Source organism: Methylobacterium sp. P3_A11 (genome assembly GCF_056403155.1).
The window spans coordinates 79,022-95,038 of record NZ_JBFUGA010000009.1 but is presented as its reverse complement, the minus strand read 5'-3'; the positions used below and the strand labels follow the sequence as shown (position 1 = coordinate 95,038).

At 69.8% G+C, this 16,017-nt stretch carries 16 protein-coding genes and 1 pseudogene; 11 read left to right on the top strand and 6 right to left on the bottom strand.

From position 1 onward, the window contains the following. Both AC1DXK_RS05020 and AC1DXK_RS05015 read right to left on the bottom strand, forming a co-directional pair. Window positions 1-185, bottom strand: a 185-nt coding sequence (locus AC1DXK_RS05020) for a transposase (RefSeq protein WP_477297057.1), incomplete at its 3' end; no start/stop codon positions are given. Between the two features lie 63 nt (window positions 186-248). Next, window positions 249-1,391 (bottom strand): acyl-CoA dehydrogenase family protein, encoded by a 1,143-nt coding sequence (locus AC1DXK_RS05015; protein ID WP_457106198.1) that lies wholly within the window; start codon window positions 1,389-1,391, stop codon window positions 249-251. 275 nt (window positions 1,392-1,666) lie between these two features. On the opposite strand from AC1DXK_RS05015, the gene AC1DXK_RS05010 reads away from it, so the two are divergent. The 6 genes from AC1DXK_RS05010 (at window position 1,667) to AC1DXK_RS04985 (ending at window position 7,258) form a co-directional block, all read left to right on the top strand. Beyond that, the gene (locus AC1DXK_RS05010; protein WP_457106199.1) at window positions 1,667-2,767 is read left to right on the top strand and encodes an ABC transporter substrate-binding protein; all 1,101 of its coding nucleotides are present in this window, start codon (window positions 1,667-1,669) and stop codon (window positions 2,765-2,767) included. Window positions 2,768-2,778: 11 nt separating this feature from the next. Continuing rightward, entirely contained in the window at window positions 2,779-3,786 is a 1,008-nt protein-coding gene (locus tag AC1DXK_RS05005) for an ABC transporter permease (RefSeq protein ID WP_457106200.1), read from the top strand. Then, window positions 3,780-4,568, top strand: coding sequence for an ABC transporter ATP-binding protein (locus tag AC1DXK_RS05000; RefSeq protein ID WP_457106201.1), 789 nt, complete (start codon window positions 3,780-3,782; stop codon window positions 4,566-4,568). The genes AC1DXK_RS05005 and AC1DXK_RS05000 overlap by 7 nt, the downstream gene beginning before the upstream one ends. 71 nt (window positions 4,569-4,639) lie before the next feature. Then, window positions 4,640-5,620 carry an aliphatic sulfonate ABC transporter substrate-binding protein gene (locus AC1DXK_RS04995; protein WP_457106202.1) on the top strand — a complete coding sequence of 327 codons (981 nt, stop codon included), beginning with the start codon at window positions 4,640-4,642 and terminating at the stop codon, window positions 5,618-5,620. Window positions 5,621-5,627: 7 nt separating this feature from the next. Then, on the top strand, window positions 5,628-6,419 hold the full coding sequence (locus tag AC1DXK_RS04990; protein ID WP_457106203.1) for an ABC transporter permease: 792 nt from the start codon (window positions 5,628-5,630) through the stop codon (window positions 6,417-6,419). Between the two features lie 56 nt (window positions 6,420-6,475). Next, a complete protein-coding gene (locus AC1DXK_RS04985; protein WP_457106204.1) occupies window positions 6,476-7,258 on the top strand; it encodes an ABC transporter ATP-binding protein in 783 nt (260 codons plus the stop codon). A 364-nt stretch (window positions 7,259-7,622) separates the two neighbouring features. Here AC1DXK_RS04985 and AC1DXK_RS04980 read toward each other — a convergent pair whose 3' ends face one another. Then, window positions 7,623-8,189 carry a Ros/MucR family transcriptional regulator gene (locus AC1DXK_RS04980; protein WP_457106205.1) on the bottom strand — a complete coding sequence of 189 codons (567 nt, stop codon included), beginning with the start codon at window positions 8,187-8,189 and terminating at the stop codon, window positions 7,623-7,625. A 212-nt stretch (window positions 8,190-8,401) separates the two neighbouring features. Between AC1DXK_RS04980 and AC1DXK_RS04975 the strand changes: the two are divergent. Continuing rightward, window positions 8,402-9,603, top strand: a pseudogene (locus AC1DXK_RS04975) (IS3 family transposase). Window positions 9,604-9,632: 29 nt separating this feature from the next. On the opposite strand, the gene mdoH reads toward AC1DXK_RS04975, so the two are convergent. Then, window positions 9,633-11,384, bottom strand: a complete 1,752-nt coding sequence (gene mdoH / locus AC1DXK_RS04970) for a glucans biosynthesis glucosyltransferase MdoH (RefSeq protein WP_457106206.1) — start codon at window positions 11,382-11,384, stop codon at window positions 9,633-9,635. 132 nt (window positions 11,385-11,516) lie between these two features. Between mdoH and AC1DXK_RS04965 the strand changes: the two genes are divergently transcribed. From AC1DXK_RS04965 to AC1DXK_RS04950, 4 genes are read left to right on the top strand one after another with little or no spacing between them, the layout of a single operon-like run. Then, entirely contained in the window at window positions 11,517-12,389 is an 873-nt protein-coding gene (locus tag AC1DXK_RS04965; protein ID WP_457106274.1) for a zinc-dependent alcohol dehydrogenase, read from the top strand. 29 nt (window positions 12,390-12,418) lie between these two features. Further along, window positions 12,419-12,823: a 6-pyruvoyl trahydropterin synthase family protein gene (locus AC1DXK_RS04960; RefSeq protein WP_457106207.1), complete on the top strand. Its 405-nt coding sequence runs from the start codon at window positions 12,419-12,421 to the stop codon at window positions 12,821-12,823. After that, a complete protein-coding gene (locus AC1DXK_RS04955) occupies window positions 12,820-13,872 on the top strand; it encodes a glycosyltransferase family 4 protein (RefSeq protein WP_477297051.1) in 1,053 nt (350 codons plus the stop codon). The genes AC1DXK_RS04960 and AC1DXK_RS04955 overlap by 4 nt, the downstream gene beginning before the upstream one ends. Beyond that, window positions 13,869-14,759, top strand: a complete 891-nt coding sequence (locus AC1DXK_RS04950; protein WP_477297049.1) for a class I SAM-dependent methyltransferase — start codon at window positions 13,869-13,871, stop codon at window positions 14,757-14,759. Before AC1DXK_RS04955 ends, AC1DXK_RS04950 begins: the two co-directional genes overlap by 4 nt. Here the strand turns inward: AC1DXK_RS04950 and AC1DXK_RS04945 are convergent. Together AC1DXK_RS04945 and AC1DXK_RS04940 are read right to left on the bottom strand one after the other, a co-directional pair. After that, window positions 14,733-15,269, bottom strand: a complete 537-nt coding sequence (locus AC1DXK_RS04945) for a cytochrome b (RefSeq protein ID WP_457106210.1) — start codon at window positions 15,267-15,269, stop codon at window positions 14,733-14,735. The two genes, AC1DXK_RS04950 and AC1DXK_RS04945, sit on opposite strands and share 27 nt — an antisense overlap. Beyond that, the gene (locus AC1DXK_RS04940) at window positions 15,269-15,967 is read right to left on the bottom strand and encodes a RibD family protein (RefSeq protein ID WP_457106211.1); all 699 of its coding nucleotides are present in this window, start codon (window positions 15,965-15,967) and stop codon (window positions 15,269-15,271) included. Before AC1DXK_RS04940 ends, AC1DXK_RS04945 begins: the two co-directional genes overlap by 1 nt. Between the last annotated feature and the right edge of the window lie 50 nt (window positions 15,968-16,017).

Genomic DNA, 16,017 nt, shown 5'->3' with positions numbered 1-16,017 from the left:
GTAGAGCGCGGCGTCTTCGGTCCCATCGCCGCGTCATGCACGAAGGCTCGCTTACGCCACTTCGCGACTGTCTTGGGGTTCAGTCCATGCTGGGCGGCAAGATCTTTGAGCGGAGCTTTCGATCGCTGTAGCGTTGCTCTGACCGCGTGCGTGGTCGTGGCGCAGCCGTGAAGAACCTGTCCCATAACGCCTCCCGGTGTGCGGCGGTTACAGCTAAATTGATGCCACCACACCGCGGGACTGCACAGTTAGGCACCGAGCGCGGCCTTGCCGGCGGCGGTGTGGACGGCGTCGGCCTGAGGCCAATGGATGCGGGCGCAGAGCACGTCGCGCAGGTGGCGCTCCAGCGGGTTCGCCCGCGAGAGGCCGGCATTGCCGCACAGTTCCGCGGCACGCTGCACGGCGGCGATGGCGCCCTCCGTCACCGTCAGCTTCACGAAGCCGGCTTCCCGCGGCGCCGGGGGATGCCCCGCATCGACCTCTGCGGCGAGGCCGGTGACGAGGCGCGCGTTGACAGCGAGCAGGCGCTCGTTCTCGCCGACCGCTTCCTGGAAGCGCGGCAGGCTCGCGAGCGGCGCCCCGAGGCTGCCCGGCACGCGCTCGCGCAGGTAGCGGACGAACCAATCCTGTGCCGCCCGCGCGACCCCGTCGTAGAGAGCCGACAAGAGAGTGCAGCTCCAGGCCTGCTGCCACGGGTCGGGGCGCCATTCGCCCGGAGCGCGCAGATCCAGGGCGAAATCGGCGGGAACCCACACGTCTTCGAGCACCACGTCGTGGCTGCCCGAAGCGCGCAGTCCCAGATGGTCCCAGCTTTCCTCGATGCGCATGCCCGGCGCGTCGAAGGGAACGAGAACGTTGCCCGTGCGCGGGTGGGCTTCGTCGGTGCGGACGAAGACGACGCCGTAGGCCAGGCCGGGCGCCCCGGTCGAGCAGATCTTCCGGCCGGCGATGCGCCAGCCCTTGCCGTCCCGGCTGGCGACGGTCGCGGGCAGGCCGCCCCGCGAGGGTGTCCCAAGCTCCGGCTCGACCCGCAGGGCGTTGATCAGAGCGCCCGCGGCGACGGCCTCCTCGCCCACCTTGTCCGCGACCCCGCGGGACCAAGCCGAGTCGGGCCTATGGATCAGGGCATGCTGGAGAAGCTGCATCGACAGGACAAGTGCCGTCGCTGGATCACCGCGGCCGATGGCGCCCACCACCTCGGCGGCCCGTGCGAGCCCAGCTCCACCGCCCCCGAGGCGCCTCGGCACCGTGAGCCCGAGAAGCCCGGCCTCGCGCAGGTCGGCGATGCTGTCGTGCGGGAAGGATCCCGTCCGATCGTACCCGACGGCCCGTCCGGCGAAGGTCTCGGTGAGGGCACTGGCTATGTCGGTGGGCGGGACGGCGACGGTCATGGACGATAATCGTCCACTCCGCGGCGTCGCGGGTCAACGAAAGCTTATTCCGTTTTTCTCAAACGCGGGAAGACAAACTCGTCCACCCGCGGCGAAAATGGGAAAAAGCGTTTCGTTGACTTGGCATTCACCGTAATGAATAGTTTGTGGGCCGATTCCGCAGAGGACGGGCACTTTCAAAATACGAGCGTGCGGATGCCGTACGGCCGTGGGGCCGGATCGATGGCACGCGCGTCCATGCTCTGCGCCGTGTGCACCAAGGAGATCCTGTCGACATGAGCGACGAGCCCTCAAGTCCGGGCGGCATCCGATCCGGCGGCCTGCCCTCGCGTCGCCTACTGCTGCGGACCGGCGCGGCCGCCGTAGCAATGCCCTTTGGCCTTGGGCTCGGTACCGGGCGCGCGTGGGCGCCGGGTCCATCCGCGCTCTTCGATCCTGGCCCGCTCTGCCGGCCGGCGGCGGCCGAAGGGCCGTCCGGTCCGCTGCGGCCGATCAAGCTTGCCTGGAACGCCTCGGCCATCTGCACCGCGGCAGCGCCGCTCGCCAAGGAGCGAGGCATTTTTGCCAAGCACGGCCTCGAGGTCGAGTTCGTGAATTTCGGCGGCTCGACCGAGGCGCTGCTGGAGGCCATCGCCACCGGCAAGGCCGATGCCGGCATCGGCATGGCGCTGCGATGGCTGAAGCCCTTGGAGCAGGGCTTCGACGTGAAGATCACGGCCGGACTGCACGGAGGCTGCCTCCGTCTCCTGGGCTCGAAGGCCGCCGGAATCACCGAGGTCGGCGCCCTCAAGGGCAAGACCATCGCGATCAGCGATCAGGCAAGCCCGGCCAAAAACTTCTTCGGCCTCGTCCTCGCCAAGGCCGGAATCGACCCGGAGAACGGGGTCGAGTGGCGGCAGTATCCAGCCGACCTCCTGAACCTTGCGGTCGAGAAGGGCGAAGCGCAGGCGCTGGCCGATTCCGATCCGCGCACCTGGATCTGGCTGAAGGACCCGCGCTTCGCCGAGGTGTCGACCAACCTCGCCGGCGACTACGCCACGCGTACCTGCTGCGTCGTCGCGGTCCGCGGGAGCCTGATCCGCAACGATCGGGCGGTCGCCACCGCCCTCACACGAGCCATCTTGGAAGGCGGCCATGCCGTCCATGTCGACCCGGAAGCCGCAGCGCGGGCCTTCTCGGGCTACGGCGGCAAAGGCTCGATCGACGATCTCCCCGCGATGCTGCGCAGTCAGCAACACGGCGACAGCCCCGTCGGCGCGAGCCTCAAACAGCAACTCGCCCTTTATGGCGACGAGTTGAAGCAGGTTAACGTCCTCAAACGGTCGACCGATTCGGCGAAATTCGCCGAGCGGATCTACGCCGACGTCCTGAGCTGAAGGGGAACGGAATGGCCGGCAGCCTCACCGTCACCGCAGCGCCCGACGCCGCCTGCGCAACGCCTCGCCGTCCGCTGCGGCCGTCCTGGTCGGGGCTGATCGCCGGGCTGGCCTGGCTCGCCCTCGCGGCGGTCGCCCTCGGCCTGCCGGAGGCGGGCGACTTCCCGCGGACCGGTGCATTCGCGCAAGGCGCCGCCGTGCTCGGCGCTGTGCTCCTCCTGTTATCGCTCATCGTCTCCCGGCTTGGGACACCGGGCGCGCGAATGCGTCACTGGAGCCCGTGGCTTGCCGTCCTCGCCCTCGCGCTCGTCGCGTGGGAATTCGCCACGGCGAAACTCGAATGGCTGCCGATGCCGTTCTTCCCGCCTCCACAGGCGATCCTGGAAGTCTTCCTTGACGATTGGCCGAAGCTCGGCGGCAGCATCCTCAACTCTCTGATCCTGCTTTCCGGAGGTTACGCTTTCGGGGCAGCGGTAGGGTTCACGCTCGGCGTCGCGATCGGCTCGTCGCGGGCGGTCGGCTACTGGGCGCATCCGGTGCTGCGCTTCGTCGGGCCGCTGCCGGCCACGGCGTGGCTGCCACTGGCGTTCTTCGTCTTCCCGTCCTCGTGGTCGGCCAGCACCTTCCTGGTGGCGCTCGCAACCGGCTTCCCGGTCACGGTCCTGACATGGTCGGGGGTGGCGGGTGTCAACAAGGCCTATTTCGACGTGGCGCGCACACTCGGCGCCTCGCGCAGCTTCCTGATCCTGCGCGTGGCGATCCCGGCAGCGCTGCCGCACGTCTTCGTCGGCCTGTTCATGGGGCTCGGCGGCTCGTTCGCGGTGCTCGTGGTGGCCGAGATGCTCGGCGTGAAGTCCGGCCTCGGCTGGTACCTGCAATGGGCTCAAGGGTGGGCTGCCTACGCCAACATGTACGCCGCGCTGATCGTGATGGCGCTGATGTGCTCGTCCCTGATCACGCTGCTGTTCCGCCTCCGCGACCGCCTGCTCGCGTGGCAGAAGGGGCTGGTGCAATGGTAGCCACCGCGACCCGAGAACAGGCTGCTCAAGCCGCCGGGGGGCGCCTGACTGTGGATGCCGTCAGCCACGCCTTCGCGATCCGCGGCGCGCCCCTGCCGGTGCTCGACCGGGTGAGCCTTGAGGTGGAGCCCGGCGGCTTTGTGGCGCTGCTCGGCCCGTCGGGCTGCGGCAAGTCCACCCTACTGCGGCTCGTGGCCGGGCTCGAACTGCCCAATCAGGGCACCATCGCGATCGACGGCGATCCAGTCGAGGACCCGGACCCGTCGCGGCTCCTCGTCTTCCAGGACCCAACCCTCTATCCCTGGCGCACCGTGCGCGCCAACGTCGCGCTCGGCCTGGAGGCCCAGGGCGTCGGCCGAGAGCGGGCCGCGCTGGCCGACGCGGCGCTGCACCTCGTCGGGCTCGACGGCTTCGCCGAGGTCTATCCGCACCAGCTCTCGGGCGGCATGGCCCAGCGCGTTGCGCTTGCGCGCGCCCTCGTCAACGAACCGCGCCTGCTGCTCCTCGATGAGCCGCTGGGCAAGCTCGACGCGCTGACCCGGCTTGCCATGCAGGCCGAGATCCTCCGCCTTTGGCAGGAGAAGCGGTTCACCGCACTCCTCGTCACCCACGATGTCGAGGAGGCGCTTGTCCTGGCCAAGCGCGTGATCGTGCTCTCTGACCGCCCGGCGGCGATCCGAGCCGAGTTGCCCGTGCCCGCCCCTTATCCGCGTCACCGTGACGACCCCGAGATCGTGCGTCTTCGCCGCGAGATCCTGGGTATCCTCGGTCAACAGACTTGACCGGACGCGCCTTTCCTGAGTTCTCCCAAATACGCCTTATCCGTAGGGCGATGCACACCAAGGTCTTGTCCATGTCCGCATCCCGCAGAGTCCTCCTGGCCGCCGGCCTCGCCCTGGCGACCCTGACGGGACCGCTCGGGCAAAGGGCCTTCGCCGAGGATCCCAAGGAGATCCGTCTGGACTGGGCGACCTACAATCCGGTCGGCCTCCTCCTGAAGGAGAAGGGTTTTCTGGAGGAGGCCCTGGCGCCGAAGGGCATCAAGGTCCGCTGGGTCCAGTCGCTCGGCTCCAACAAGGCGCTCGAATTCCTGAACGCGGGCGCGATCGATTTCGGCTCGGCGGCGGGTGCTGCGGCCCTCGTGGCGCGGATCAACGGCAATCCGATCCGAGCGGTCTACGCCTTCTCGCGCCCGGAATGGACCGCCCTCGTCACCCGCAAGGACACCGGCATCGCCAAGCCCGCCGACCTGAAGGGGAAGCGCGTCGCCGTCACCCGGGGCACCGACCCCCACATCTTCCTGATCCGCGCGCTCCAGAGCGTCGGCCTCACCGAGAAGGACGCCAAGCTCGTCCTACTCCAGCATCCGGACGGACGCACGGCCCTCGACCGCGGGGACGTCGATGCCTGGGCGGGTCTCGACCCGATGATGGCGGCGGCCGAGATCGAGAACGGCGACGTGTTGTTCTACCGCGACGCGGCGGCCAACACCTGGGGCTTGCTCGACGTGCGCGAGGATTTTGCGCAGACCCATCCCGACCTGGTCCGGGCGGTGATCGCGGCCTACGAGCGTGCCCGCGCCTACGCGCTGGCCAACCCGCAGGCTCTCAAAGCGGCTCTGATGGCCTCCACCAGGCTGCCTGAACCGGTGATCGCCCGCCAGTTGGAGCGCACCGACCTCTCCCAGCCGACGATCGGTCCGGCCCAGGCTGAGGCAATCAGGGCGGCCGGCCTCGCCCTCCAGCAGGCCGGCGTGATCCCGGCCGGCACCGAGGTGGCGGCGGCGGTCGACGGCCTGCTCGACGCGCGCTTCAATCCCGTCGCGGCCCGTTGAGGCGGGGATGCCGGTGCTGCGGCAAGGTGGCCGCCTCGGTCTCGGGATCGTCCTCGCACTCGCGCTCCCGGTAGCACTCGCGACCGGATGGGAGGTCTCGGTCGATACCGGGCTAGCCTCCGGGCGCCTTCTGCCGCCGCCGAGCCGGATCGGCGCAACGCTCTGGGAACTCGCCGCATCGGGCGACCTCCTGGCCCATATCCAAGCGACGCTGATCCGGGTCGGCCTCGGTTTCCTCGGCGGCGCCGCAGCCGGGATTCTGATGGGCACCGCGGTCGCAGTGCTGCCGCTCGTGCGCCGGATCTGCGACCCGAGCCTGCAGGCTCTGCGCGCGGTGCCGTCGCTTGCCTGGGTCCCGCTCTTCATCCTCTGGTTCGGCATCCTCGAGACGCCGAAGATCCTGCTGATCGCCGTGGGGGTGTTCTTCCCCGTCTATGTCGGGGTGTCCGGCGCGATCGCCTCGGTCGATCGCAAGCTCGTAGAGGTCGGGCGCATCTATCGCCTGTCGCGCGGCGCCATGGCCCGCCGGATTCTGCTGCCCGCGATCCTTCCGGCGACGCTAGTCGGCCTGCGCACCGGCCTCGGCCTCGGGTTCCTGTTCGTGGTCGCGGCCGAGCTGATGGGGGCCTCCGAAGGGCTCGGCTACCTGCTCGTCGATGGTCAGCAACTCGGCAAGCCCGACCAGATCCTGGCGGCGATCATCGCCTTCGCGCTCGCCGGGAAGCTGGCCGATACGCTCTTCGTCGTGATGACGCGGCCCTTGACGCGCTGGCAGGATACGGTGCGGGAGAGCCTGTGAAGGCCGGGTCTTTTCCCGGCCTCCCACCCGCTCGCTTGCCCAAGGGTTAGGTCCCCGTGCTCATCATCGAAGCCCTCTCGAAGACCTACGCGGACGGCACGCAGGCGCTCTCGGGCATCGGGCTGTCGGTAGCGCCCGGCGAGATCGTCGCGCTCATCGGCGGATCCGGCTGCGGCAAGACGACCCTACTGCGACTCATTGCGGGGCTCGATCGGGCCAGCGCCGGGAGCGTCGCGGTCGACGGCGAGACGATCCGCCAGCCCCATCCGTGGATCGGCGTCGTCTTCCAGGAACCGCGGCTGCTGCCGTGGCTGAGCGTCGCCGACAATGTCGGCTTCGGCCTCGCCGGGCTCGGCCGGTCCGCCTATCGCGCGCGCGTCGATCAGGCCCTGGAGCGGGTCGGCTTGTCCGAGCACGGCCGCCGCTGGCCCCGGGAGCTGTCGGGCGGCCAGCAGCAGCGCGTCTCCATCGCCCGGGCCTTCGTCCCGCAGCCGCGCGTGCTGCTCCTCGACGAACCCTTCTCGGCGCTTGATGCGTTCACGCGCCGGGACCTGCACGCGCAGTTGCTCGACCTCTGGGCGGAATCGAAGCCCACGATCCTGATCGTCACGCACGACGTGGGCGAGGCCGTGACGTTGGCCGACCGGGTCGTGGTGATGCGGCCAAGGCCAGGCCGGCTCGACGAGACTGTCGCGATCGAGCTGCCGCGCCCGCGCAATCCCGCCTCGCCGCGCTACGAGGAAGCGGTCCGACGGGTCATGGCAGCCCTCGATCGCTCTCTGCAGCCCGCCACGACGCGCCGCGACCTCGCTGCCGAGATGAGCGCCGGCTGGTGGTAGATCCTCCCGCTGCAAATTGGAGACCTAGACGACATGATGCAGCCTTCACGGTAGTCCACCACTCCGGCTGCACGTGCTGGCAGAGCCCGTTCGCAACGGATGCGGAGGCGCATGCTGCCTTTATCGCGATGGTTAAGGTCGCTGGCTTCGAATGCTTCCTCGGAGATCGTTCAGCGGCCGTGAATCGACCGCGCGGTGTCAGAGCGCGAAAAAGCCCGTTCCGGCTGACCGGGCGTGCTTCTCACCAGAGGCCGTCGTGTCAATGCGGCGCTCCCGGCTCAGAGCGCCAGCTGTTGAGATGGGCACCCAAGCAGCAAGGTAGCACGCTGGCGATGAACGGGTAGACGCCGCGCTGGCTAGCCGCTCACTCTGCTGCGGCAACGACCTTCTTTCGGCCTGGGACCGGTTTTTCGGCCGGTGCAGCTGCAGGCTCAGCAGCCTTCTTCCGCCCGCGGGACTTGGGCGCCTCGGAGATTGTCTCGGCGACCTCGGCCGCCCTCGGAGCCGCTTTCTGACGCAGCTGACCAAGGCCCGCATTTTTCGCGAGCGCAGAACGTTGGGCCGAGTAGTTGGCCGCCGTGGAGGGGTAGTCGCGCGGCAGGCCGAAGCGCTCGCGGTACTCCTCGATCGTCATGCCGGCGCCGCTCAGGTGCCGCTTGAGCGTCTTGTACGGCTTGCCGTCGATGAAACTGATCAACGCGTCCGGCGTGATGGATTTCCGGATCTGCGAGGGTGACGCCTTATCCGCCTTGGGCTCGGCGGAAGCAGACGTCCCTGCGAGCCCGGATAAAGCCGTGTGAACCTCGGCCAGGAGAGCCGGAAGGTCGGCCGGCCGAACCGAGTTCTTCGACACGTAAGCCGCAACGATCGCGGTGGTGAGCTCGATGAAGTCGGTTTGGTCCGACCTAGGAATTGAAGTGCTCTCGTCCATTTGGATCTCCTCGATATGCTGCCGCAACGAACGAGGCCAATGCGAACGTTAGTCAAGTGGTGTTTCAATATTTTTAGAACGCTAGGTCAAATATATACCGATTTCTTGTCAGAGTGCTGATTTGTCCGTCATGCCGCCCCGCCGAAGAACTGATCCTCCCTCGTCCTCGCGGACACCTCTGATACCTTCATGCTGAGTGGGGAAGGTGTCGGATGGCGAAGACGAGACGGGAGTTCACGCCCGAGTTCAAACGGGAAGCCGTTGCCCTGCCGGGGAGCAGCGGCCGGCCGCAGATGCAAGTCGCGGCCGAGCTCGGGATCCAGCCCTCGATGGTGCAGCAGTGGCGTGCAACGCTGAACGGGGCTGAACCCTAACCGCGGCCGCCAGGATCGACCGGGGCCGCTCCGCCAAGCCCGGTCGCCCGCCGTCCGACCAGGCCGCCGAGATCGCCCGTCTGCGGCGTGACCTCGACCGCACGCGCATGGAGCGCGACGTGTGAAAAAAGCCATCGGCATCTTCGCGGAAATGCCCAAGTGACCTTCGCCCTCATCGAGCAGCATGCGTGGACCTGGCCGGTGCGTCTCATGTGCCGCGTGCTCGGAGTCTCTCCCAGCGGCCTCTACGGTTGGCGGTCGCGGCCCGAGAGCGCCCGCTCGGCCTCCAACCGCCAGCTCCTGGACGACGTCCGGCGCATCCATGCCGCCCACCACCGACGCTACGGTGCCCCACGCGCGCATGCTGCCCTGCTGGCCGAGGGCCGGTCTGTCAGCCGTGGGCGGGTAGAACGTCGCATGCGCCGGCATGGCATCCGTGCCCTGGCGGGGCGTCGGTTTCGGCCCTGCGCGACCGACAGCCGTCACGATCTCCCGATCGCGCCCAATCGCCTGAAGCAGGACGTCTCGGCCGCGCGGCCGAACACGGTCTGGCTGGCCGAACCGAAGGACCGCGGAGCGACATCACCGACCTGCCGACCGGCGAGGGCTGGCTCTACCTGGCCGCCGTCCTCGATCTGGCCGCGCGCAAGAGCGTCGGCCGGTCGATGCGCGATCACATGCGCACCGAGCTGAGCGTGGCGGTGCTGATGACGGCCGCCCAGCGGCAGCGACCGGCCGCCGGGCTCATCTGCCACTCGGATCGCGGCAGCCCGTACGCGGCAGAGGCCTACCGGAGGCAGCTTGCCAGCCTGGGGGCGAGGCCTTCCATGAGCCGGCCGGCCCGCTGCTACGACAATGCCCCAATGGAGAGCTTCTTCCACACTCTCAAGGTCGAGCTCGTCCATCAGCGACGATGGTCAACCCGGGACGAGGCCCGACGCAACCTGTTCGCTTACATCGAGGGCTACTGCAATCGGCAACGCATCCACTCGGCGCTCGGCTATCTCACGCCCGAGCAGGCCGAACGGACCGCAAGCTGATCTCCCCGTGTCCGCGAATTCAGGGGGGATCACAGGGCGAATTCCTCCGGCAAACCACACAGCCCGTGGCGCCGCATCACCTTGCCCAGGGCGGGCAGGCTCGTCGTGACTGCGAACGGAATGCAGAGCATGGGACCCGACAGCAGCGGAAGGCTCCACAGGAACGCGGTCGGACTGAACCAGAGCGTCCAGAGACCGAGCACCAGCCCGAAGGCGCAGCAAGGCCAAAGGCGCCTGCTGGCCGTGCCGAGCGCGACACGGCCTCCGTCTCGATCCTGGCAGCCCCATGCCGCGGGCTGCCCCGCCAAGCTCCGGACCATGGCCATTGTTAAACAGCAGCAGAGCACAGAGAAGAGGTTGAGCGAGACTACAAGCTCGACGATGGCGCCTGCGGCGAACCGCACCCGACCGCCGTATCTGCGCGACGCCGAAGCAGACGCGAGGATCTCGGCATAGCCGGCAAGCTTCGGTGCCATAGAGGCGGCGAGCCACCCCAGATAAAGCGCCGCCGCCAAGCCGGAGGGAAACGGATCCACCGCCTGCAGCGCCGCGAGGGGCATCAGCAGCAGCGCGAGGACCAGCGCGGGCGCGGTGAGGAACATCATCACGGCCGCCACGAGCTGGAAGCGGCTCGTCGCAGCCAGCCGGGGCAGAGCCAGTAGCCGGACGTATTGCAGATTGCCCAGGCACCAGCGCGCCTCGCGCTCGACATGGTCGAGCAGCGTCGGGGGGTTGTCCTCGAAGCTCCCGCCCTCGACCGGCAGCACCCTGACCTCGTAGCCGGCCCGGCGCATCAGCACCGCCTCGATCTGGTCGTGCGACAGGATCGGCCCGCCGAAGGGACCCGCCCCGAGAACCGGCAGGCGGCACGATTCGGCGAAGGGGGCAATGCGCACCAGCGCGTTGTGCCCCCAGAACGGGCCGCAATCGGCGGCCCACCACGCCGCCCCCATCGTGTAGGGGCGCATGCCCTGGCGCATACCGAACTGGAAGATCCGCGCGAACGGGCTGAGCGCGGGTGTTCCGACGACGAGGCTCTGGAGGATGCCGATCCGCGGATGGGCCTGCATGATCCGCACGAGGTCGAGGATCCGCTCCCCATCCATCACGCTGTCGGCGTCCAGGGGCAGCATCAGCTCGTAACGCCCGCCCTCCGCCTGGCAAAACGCCTGCAGGTTCCCGGCCTTGAACCCGGTATTGGTCGGGCGGCGCCGGTACGCGATCCGGTCCCGGGCCTCCGGATCCCGCGCGCGCCACGCCGCCACCGCACGCTCTTCGGCTGCGGCAGCCGGATCGTTGCTGTCGCTGAGAACGTGGTAGGCGAAGTGGGCTCCCCATCCGGTGGCGTCGAGGGCCGCCTTGACCTGCTCAAGCCGCGCCAGCGCACGGCCGGGATCCTCGTTGCGCAGCGGCATGACCACCGCGGTGGCGACGTTGATCGGCTCCGACGACGGGATCCGGAAGGGCGCCACGGCCGCGAGCCCTGCGGAACCCCGAGCGCGCAGACACAGACCGATCAGCGCGTTCCAGACGCCCAGAACCGTCCAAGGAAGCATGACCGCGCAGCAGGCGAACAGGGCGAGGTCGACGGCGCTCCAGCCCCCGGCTCCCAACACGACCCCCGCGAGGCACAGCACCGTGAGGCAACTCGTCACGTTCAGGACAAGAAAGGCCCTGCGACGACGATGGAGAATCGCGGCCGATTGTAGGCCCGCCGGTGTCGTGGAATGAAGGCCCTCCTCAAGCTCCACAGCTTGGGACGGGGGTGGGACGTGAAGCATTCTCGGGAATCCGACGCGGCAATTCAGAGCGGAGGGCAGACGCGGGCACTCTGGTATACCGCCGCGGGCCGCGCCGAACTGCGGCACGAGGCGCTGCCGCCCGCCGCGCCCGGCGACGTAGCCGTTGAGACCCTGTGGACCGCCCTCAGCCGCGGGACGGAGAGGCTGGTCTTCCACGGCCTCGTTCCGGACGCGGTCCAGGCGCGCATGCGCGCCCCGGCGCAGGAAGGCGAGTTCTCCTTCCCGGTCAAGTACGGCTATTGCGCGGTCGGCCGGATTTACGCCCCCGGGGAAGGATCTCCGGTTCATGTCTTCGCGCTGCGGCCCCATCAGGAGCGGTTCGTCGCGTCCCGCGACAGCCTCCATCCGATCCCGCCCGGCGTCCCGCCGCGCCGGGCCGTCCTGGCCGCCAACATGGAGACCGCGCTCAACGCGATCTGGGATTCCGGGGCCGGGCCGGGGGATCGCATCGCGGTTGTCGGAGCCGGGGTGGTCGGGCTGCTCGTGGCCTATCTCGCGGCGGGCATCGTCGGCTGCGAGGTCACGGTGATCGACCGCCTGCCCGAGCGGGCTCCCCTCGCCCGACGGTTCGGCGCCGCCTTCGCCGATCCCGGCGCCGCGCCTCCGGGCGCGGCGGATGTGGTGTTCCACACCAGCGCGAGCGCGACAGGCCTCGCCGAAGCCCTGACCCTGGCGGGCGACGAAGGCCGTTTGGTCGAGCTGAGCTGGTACGGCAACCGCGCCGTGAGCGTGCCGCTCGGGGCGGATTTCCATGTTCGGCGGCTCAGCATCGTCTCAAGCCAAGTGGGCCAGGTGTCCGCCTCGCGCCGCCCACGCTGGAGCCACGCCCGTCGGATGGGCAAGGTCCTCGAGCTGCTCGCCGACCCGCGCCTCGACGCGCTGATCTCCGCCGAGGTCGCCTTCGCGGACCTGCCGCAGGCCCTGCCGCAGCTACTCGCCCCCGAGGCGGGCGGGCTCTGCACCGCCGTCCGCTATCAGTCCTGAACCGCAGAAGCCGTCACGGGAGCCCCATCATGTATGCCATCGAGGTCCGCGATCACGTCATGATCGCCCACAGCTTTCGGGGGGCGCTGTTCGGACCGGCCCAGGCACTGCACGGCGCCACCTTCGTGGTCGACGTCGCCTTCTACCGGCCGACCCTGACCGAGGACGGCGTCGTGGTCGACATCGGCCGGGCCGGCGAGGCGCTCAAGCGCATCCTGGCGCCGCTTACCTACCAGAACCTCGACGCGCTGCCACAGTTCGCGGAGATCAATACCACCACCGAGTACCTGTGCGGGCACATCCACCGGGAGATGGCCGCCGTTGCCCAGGCCGGCGGCCTCGGTCCGGGCGGGGACGGCATCGTCCGGATCCGGGTTACGCTTCACGAATCGCACATCGCGCGGGCATGGTTCGAGGGGCCGGTCGCGGCGTGATCGCGGCGAGCCTCTGCGTCCCGGGCGACATCGCCACGCCGACGGGGGGCTACGCCTATGCCCGCCAGCTCCTTGCGCGTTTGCCGCGGGCAGGTGTGGCGGTCTCGCTGCTAGCCCTGCCGGCCTCCTTCCCGTTCCCGGACGCGGCCGACCTTGCGCAGACCACCACCCTGCTGGCCGCGGTTCCCGCTCGGACGGTGCTGCTCGTCGACGGCCTCGCCTACGGCGCGCTGCCGCCTTCCGTGATCGCCGCGGCTGGCCCGCACCGCATCGTGGCCCTCGTCCACCATCCGCTCGGCCTGGAGGCGGGCCTCGATCCCGCGGCATCGGAACGGCTTCTCGCCAGCGAGCGTGCAGCGCTGGCGCTCGCCGCCCGCACGGTGACGACGAGCCGCTTCACCCGCGACCTCCTCGTCGCCGCGTTCGGCGTTTCGCCGGAGCGGATCGCGGTGGCTGAGCCCGGCACCGAGCCGGCCCGGCGGGCGGCAGGGAGCGGGACGGGGCCGGTGCACCTCCTGGCGGTCGGCGCCGTTACCCCACGCAAGGGTTTCGATCTGCTCGTGGACGCCCTCGCCCGTCTGACCGATCTCGGTTTCGCGCTCACCATCGTGGGCGCCCTGGACCGCGCTCCCGACCATGTTGCAGCCCTGCGCGGACGGATCGCGGCCAGCGGCCTTGAGGCGCGGATCTTCCTGGCGGGTGCCGTCTCCGCGGACCGGCTCGCGGCTCTCTACGACCGGGCCGACATCGTGGTCTCGCCCTCCCACTTCGAGGGCTACGGAATGGCCCTGGCGGAGGCCCTGGCGCGGGGCCTGCCAGTGGTCGCCACCACGGGCGGCGCGGCCGCCGACACGGTGCCGCCCGCGGCCGGACGGAAGGTGGCGCCAGGGGATCCGGCCGCCCTCGCCGAGGCTCTGCGCGTCCTGATCGACGATCCAGACCGTCGGGCGGCGGCGGCACAGGCGGCCTGGGAGGCCGGGCAACGTCTCCCGACCTGGCACGACACGGCACGCATCGTTGCGGAAAGCCTTAAGCAGGTGCATCCATGAGCGGCTTCAGCAGTGAGTGGCTCGCCCTCCGGGAGCCGGCCGACCTTCGCGCCAGGGACCCCGCCTTGGTCGAGGCGCTCGCCGGCATCCTCGCCGCCAGGCTCGCGGAGGGCTCGCACAGGGCAGGGGCGCTCGCCGTCGTCGACCTCGGATGCGGCACCGGATCGAACCTGCGCGCCATGGCCCCGAAGCTCGGACCGAGGCAGGCCTGGACCCTCGTCGACAACGACCGCACCCTGCTCGCCGCGGCCCGGGAGGCGCTGTCGGCGTGGGCCGACCGATCGGAGACCCTGGCCGAGCAGTTGGTCCTGGAGAAAGGCGGCCGGGCGATCACGGTGAGCTTCGCGACGTGCGATCTCTCCGCGGATCTAGGGCGGATCCTCGACCCCACGCCCGACCTCGTGACCGCCGCAGCCCTCTTCGACCTCGTCGCACAGGACTGGCTCGACCGCTTCGCCGCAACCGTCGCGGCTTCCGGCGCCATCTTCTACACGGCGCTGAGCTACGACGGGTTCGAGGAATGGCAGCCGCCCCACCCCGCCGACGCCGCGCTGCAGGCGGCTTTCCTGGCCCATCAGGCGCGCGACAAAGGCTTTGGCGCGGCGCTCGGTCCCGATGCCACAGCGGCGCTGGCGCGGGCGTTCGGCCGGGCCGGCTACGCGGTGCGAACCGCCGCGAGTCCTTGGCGCCTGGGACGGGAAGACGAAGGACTGATCAGACAGCTCAGGGACGGCAAGGCGCGGGCCGTCGCGGAGACGGGCCTCGTCCCCGCAGAGGCGATCGCCGCTTGGACCGGGGCGCGGAGCGCGCCGGGGACCGGCGCGGTCGTCGGCCACCTCGATCTGCTGGCCGCTCCGGGATCAGCCGCGGACGAGCATCCGCCGTAGGGTGCCGTCGCGGCGGACGACGTGGTGATGTAGCGCCGCCGCGACGTGGAGGCCGACGAGGGCGACCAGCGCGAAGGCCGAGACAGCATGGGCCTTCAGGATCGCCTCGCCCACCGGCATGCCGCCGGAGATCGGCAGGGTCAGCGGCAGCCACCAGAATAGGTTCACGGGGGCGCAGCAGGCGGAGGTGCCAACCCAGCCAAGCAACGGCACCAGCAGGATCAGCAGGTAGAGCCCGGCGTGGGACGCGCCCGCCGCGCGCCGCTGCCAGGCAGGGATGCCGGCCTCGGGGATCGGAGCCCCGCGCGAGAGCCGGATCAGCAGCCGGGCCAGGACCAGGGCCAAGACGACGAGGCCGAAGGACTTGTGCCACTCGTAGAGCTGGTTCTGCAGCGGCCCCTCGCCGACATTCGTCATCGCGAGGGCTACGGCTACCTGCTCGACGATCAGAAGGGCGACGGCCCAGTGGAGCAGTTTCTGGGTCGCGGAGTAGGCGGCCGGATGCGTCATTACGCGTCTCCTCCCTCTGCGCGGCGGCGCAGGTCGCAATCGAAGAGAACTTCGCCCCCGCCCAGATGGTAGCTCGTGGTGAGGGGCCGCATCGCCTCGCTCAAGGCGGAAATCGGCCGCAAATCGAGGCCGCAGCGGCCCGAGCCCATGAGCATCGGCGCCACCATCAGGTGGAGGCGGTCGATCGCCCCGGCGTCGATGAAGGACGACACGGTGCGAGCGCCGCCCTCGATGAGCACGCGCGCGAAGCCGAGGGATCCGAGCCGCGCCACGATCGCGCGCGGACAGAACGCGGCGTGGTCGGCCATCCGCACGGCCTCGGCGGATCGGGGCACCGCCGCGTTCGACCGGCAGACGACGAGGCGGCGCACGCCGTCCTCCGCGAGGCAGCGGGCCGTCGGTGGGATCCGGCCCGACGGATCGATGACCACCCGGGCGGGGCTCGCCCCGTCCACGCGGCGGACCGTCAGCAGCGGGTCGTCGGCGAGGACCGTGCCGATGCCCACGACGACGGCATCGACCTGCGCGCGGATGCGGTGCAGGTGATCCAGCGCCGGACAGAGGTTGATGTACTTCGAGTCGCCCGAGCGGGTGGCGATCCGGCCGTCCAACGACTGGCCGAGTTGCGCCACCACGAAGGGACGCTGCGCCGTGCCGGCCCGAAACGGCGCGAAGATCGCGCACGACGTCGCACCCATTTCATCGCTGCGCACGCGCGATACATCAAGCGTGGCCGGAGACGGCGGGT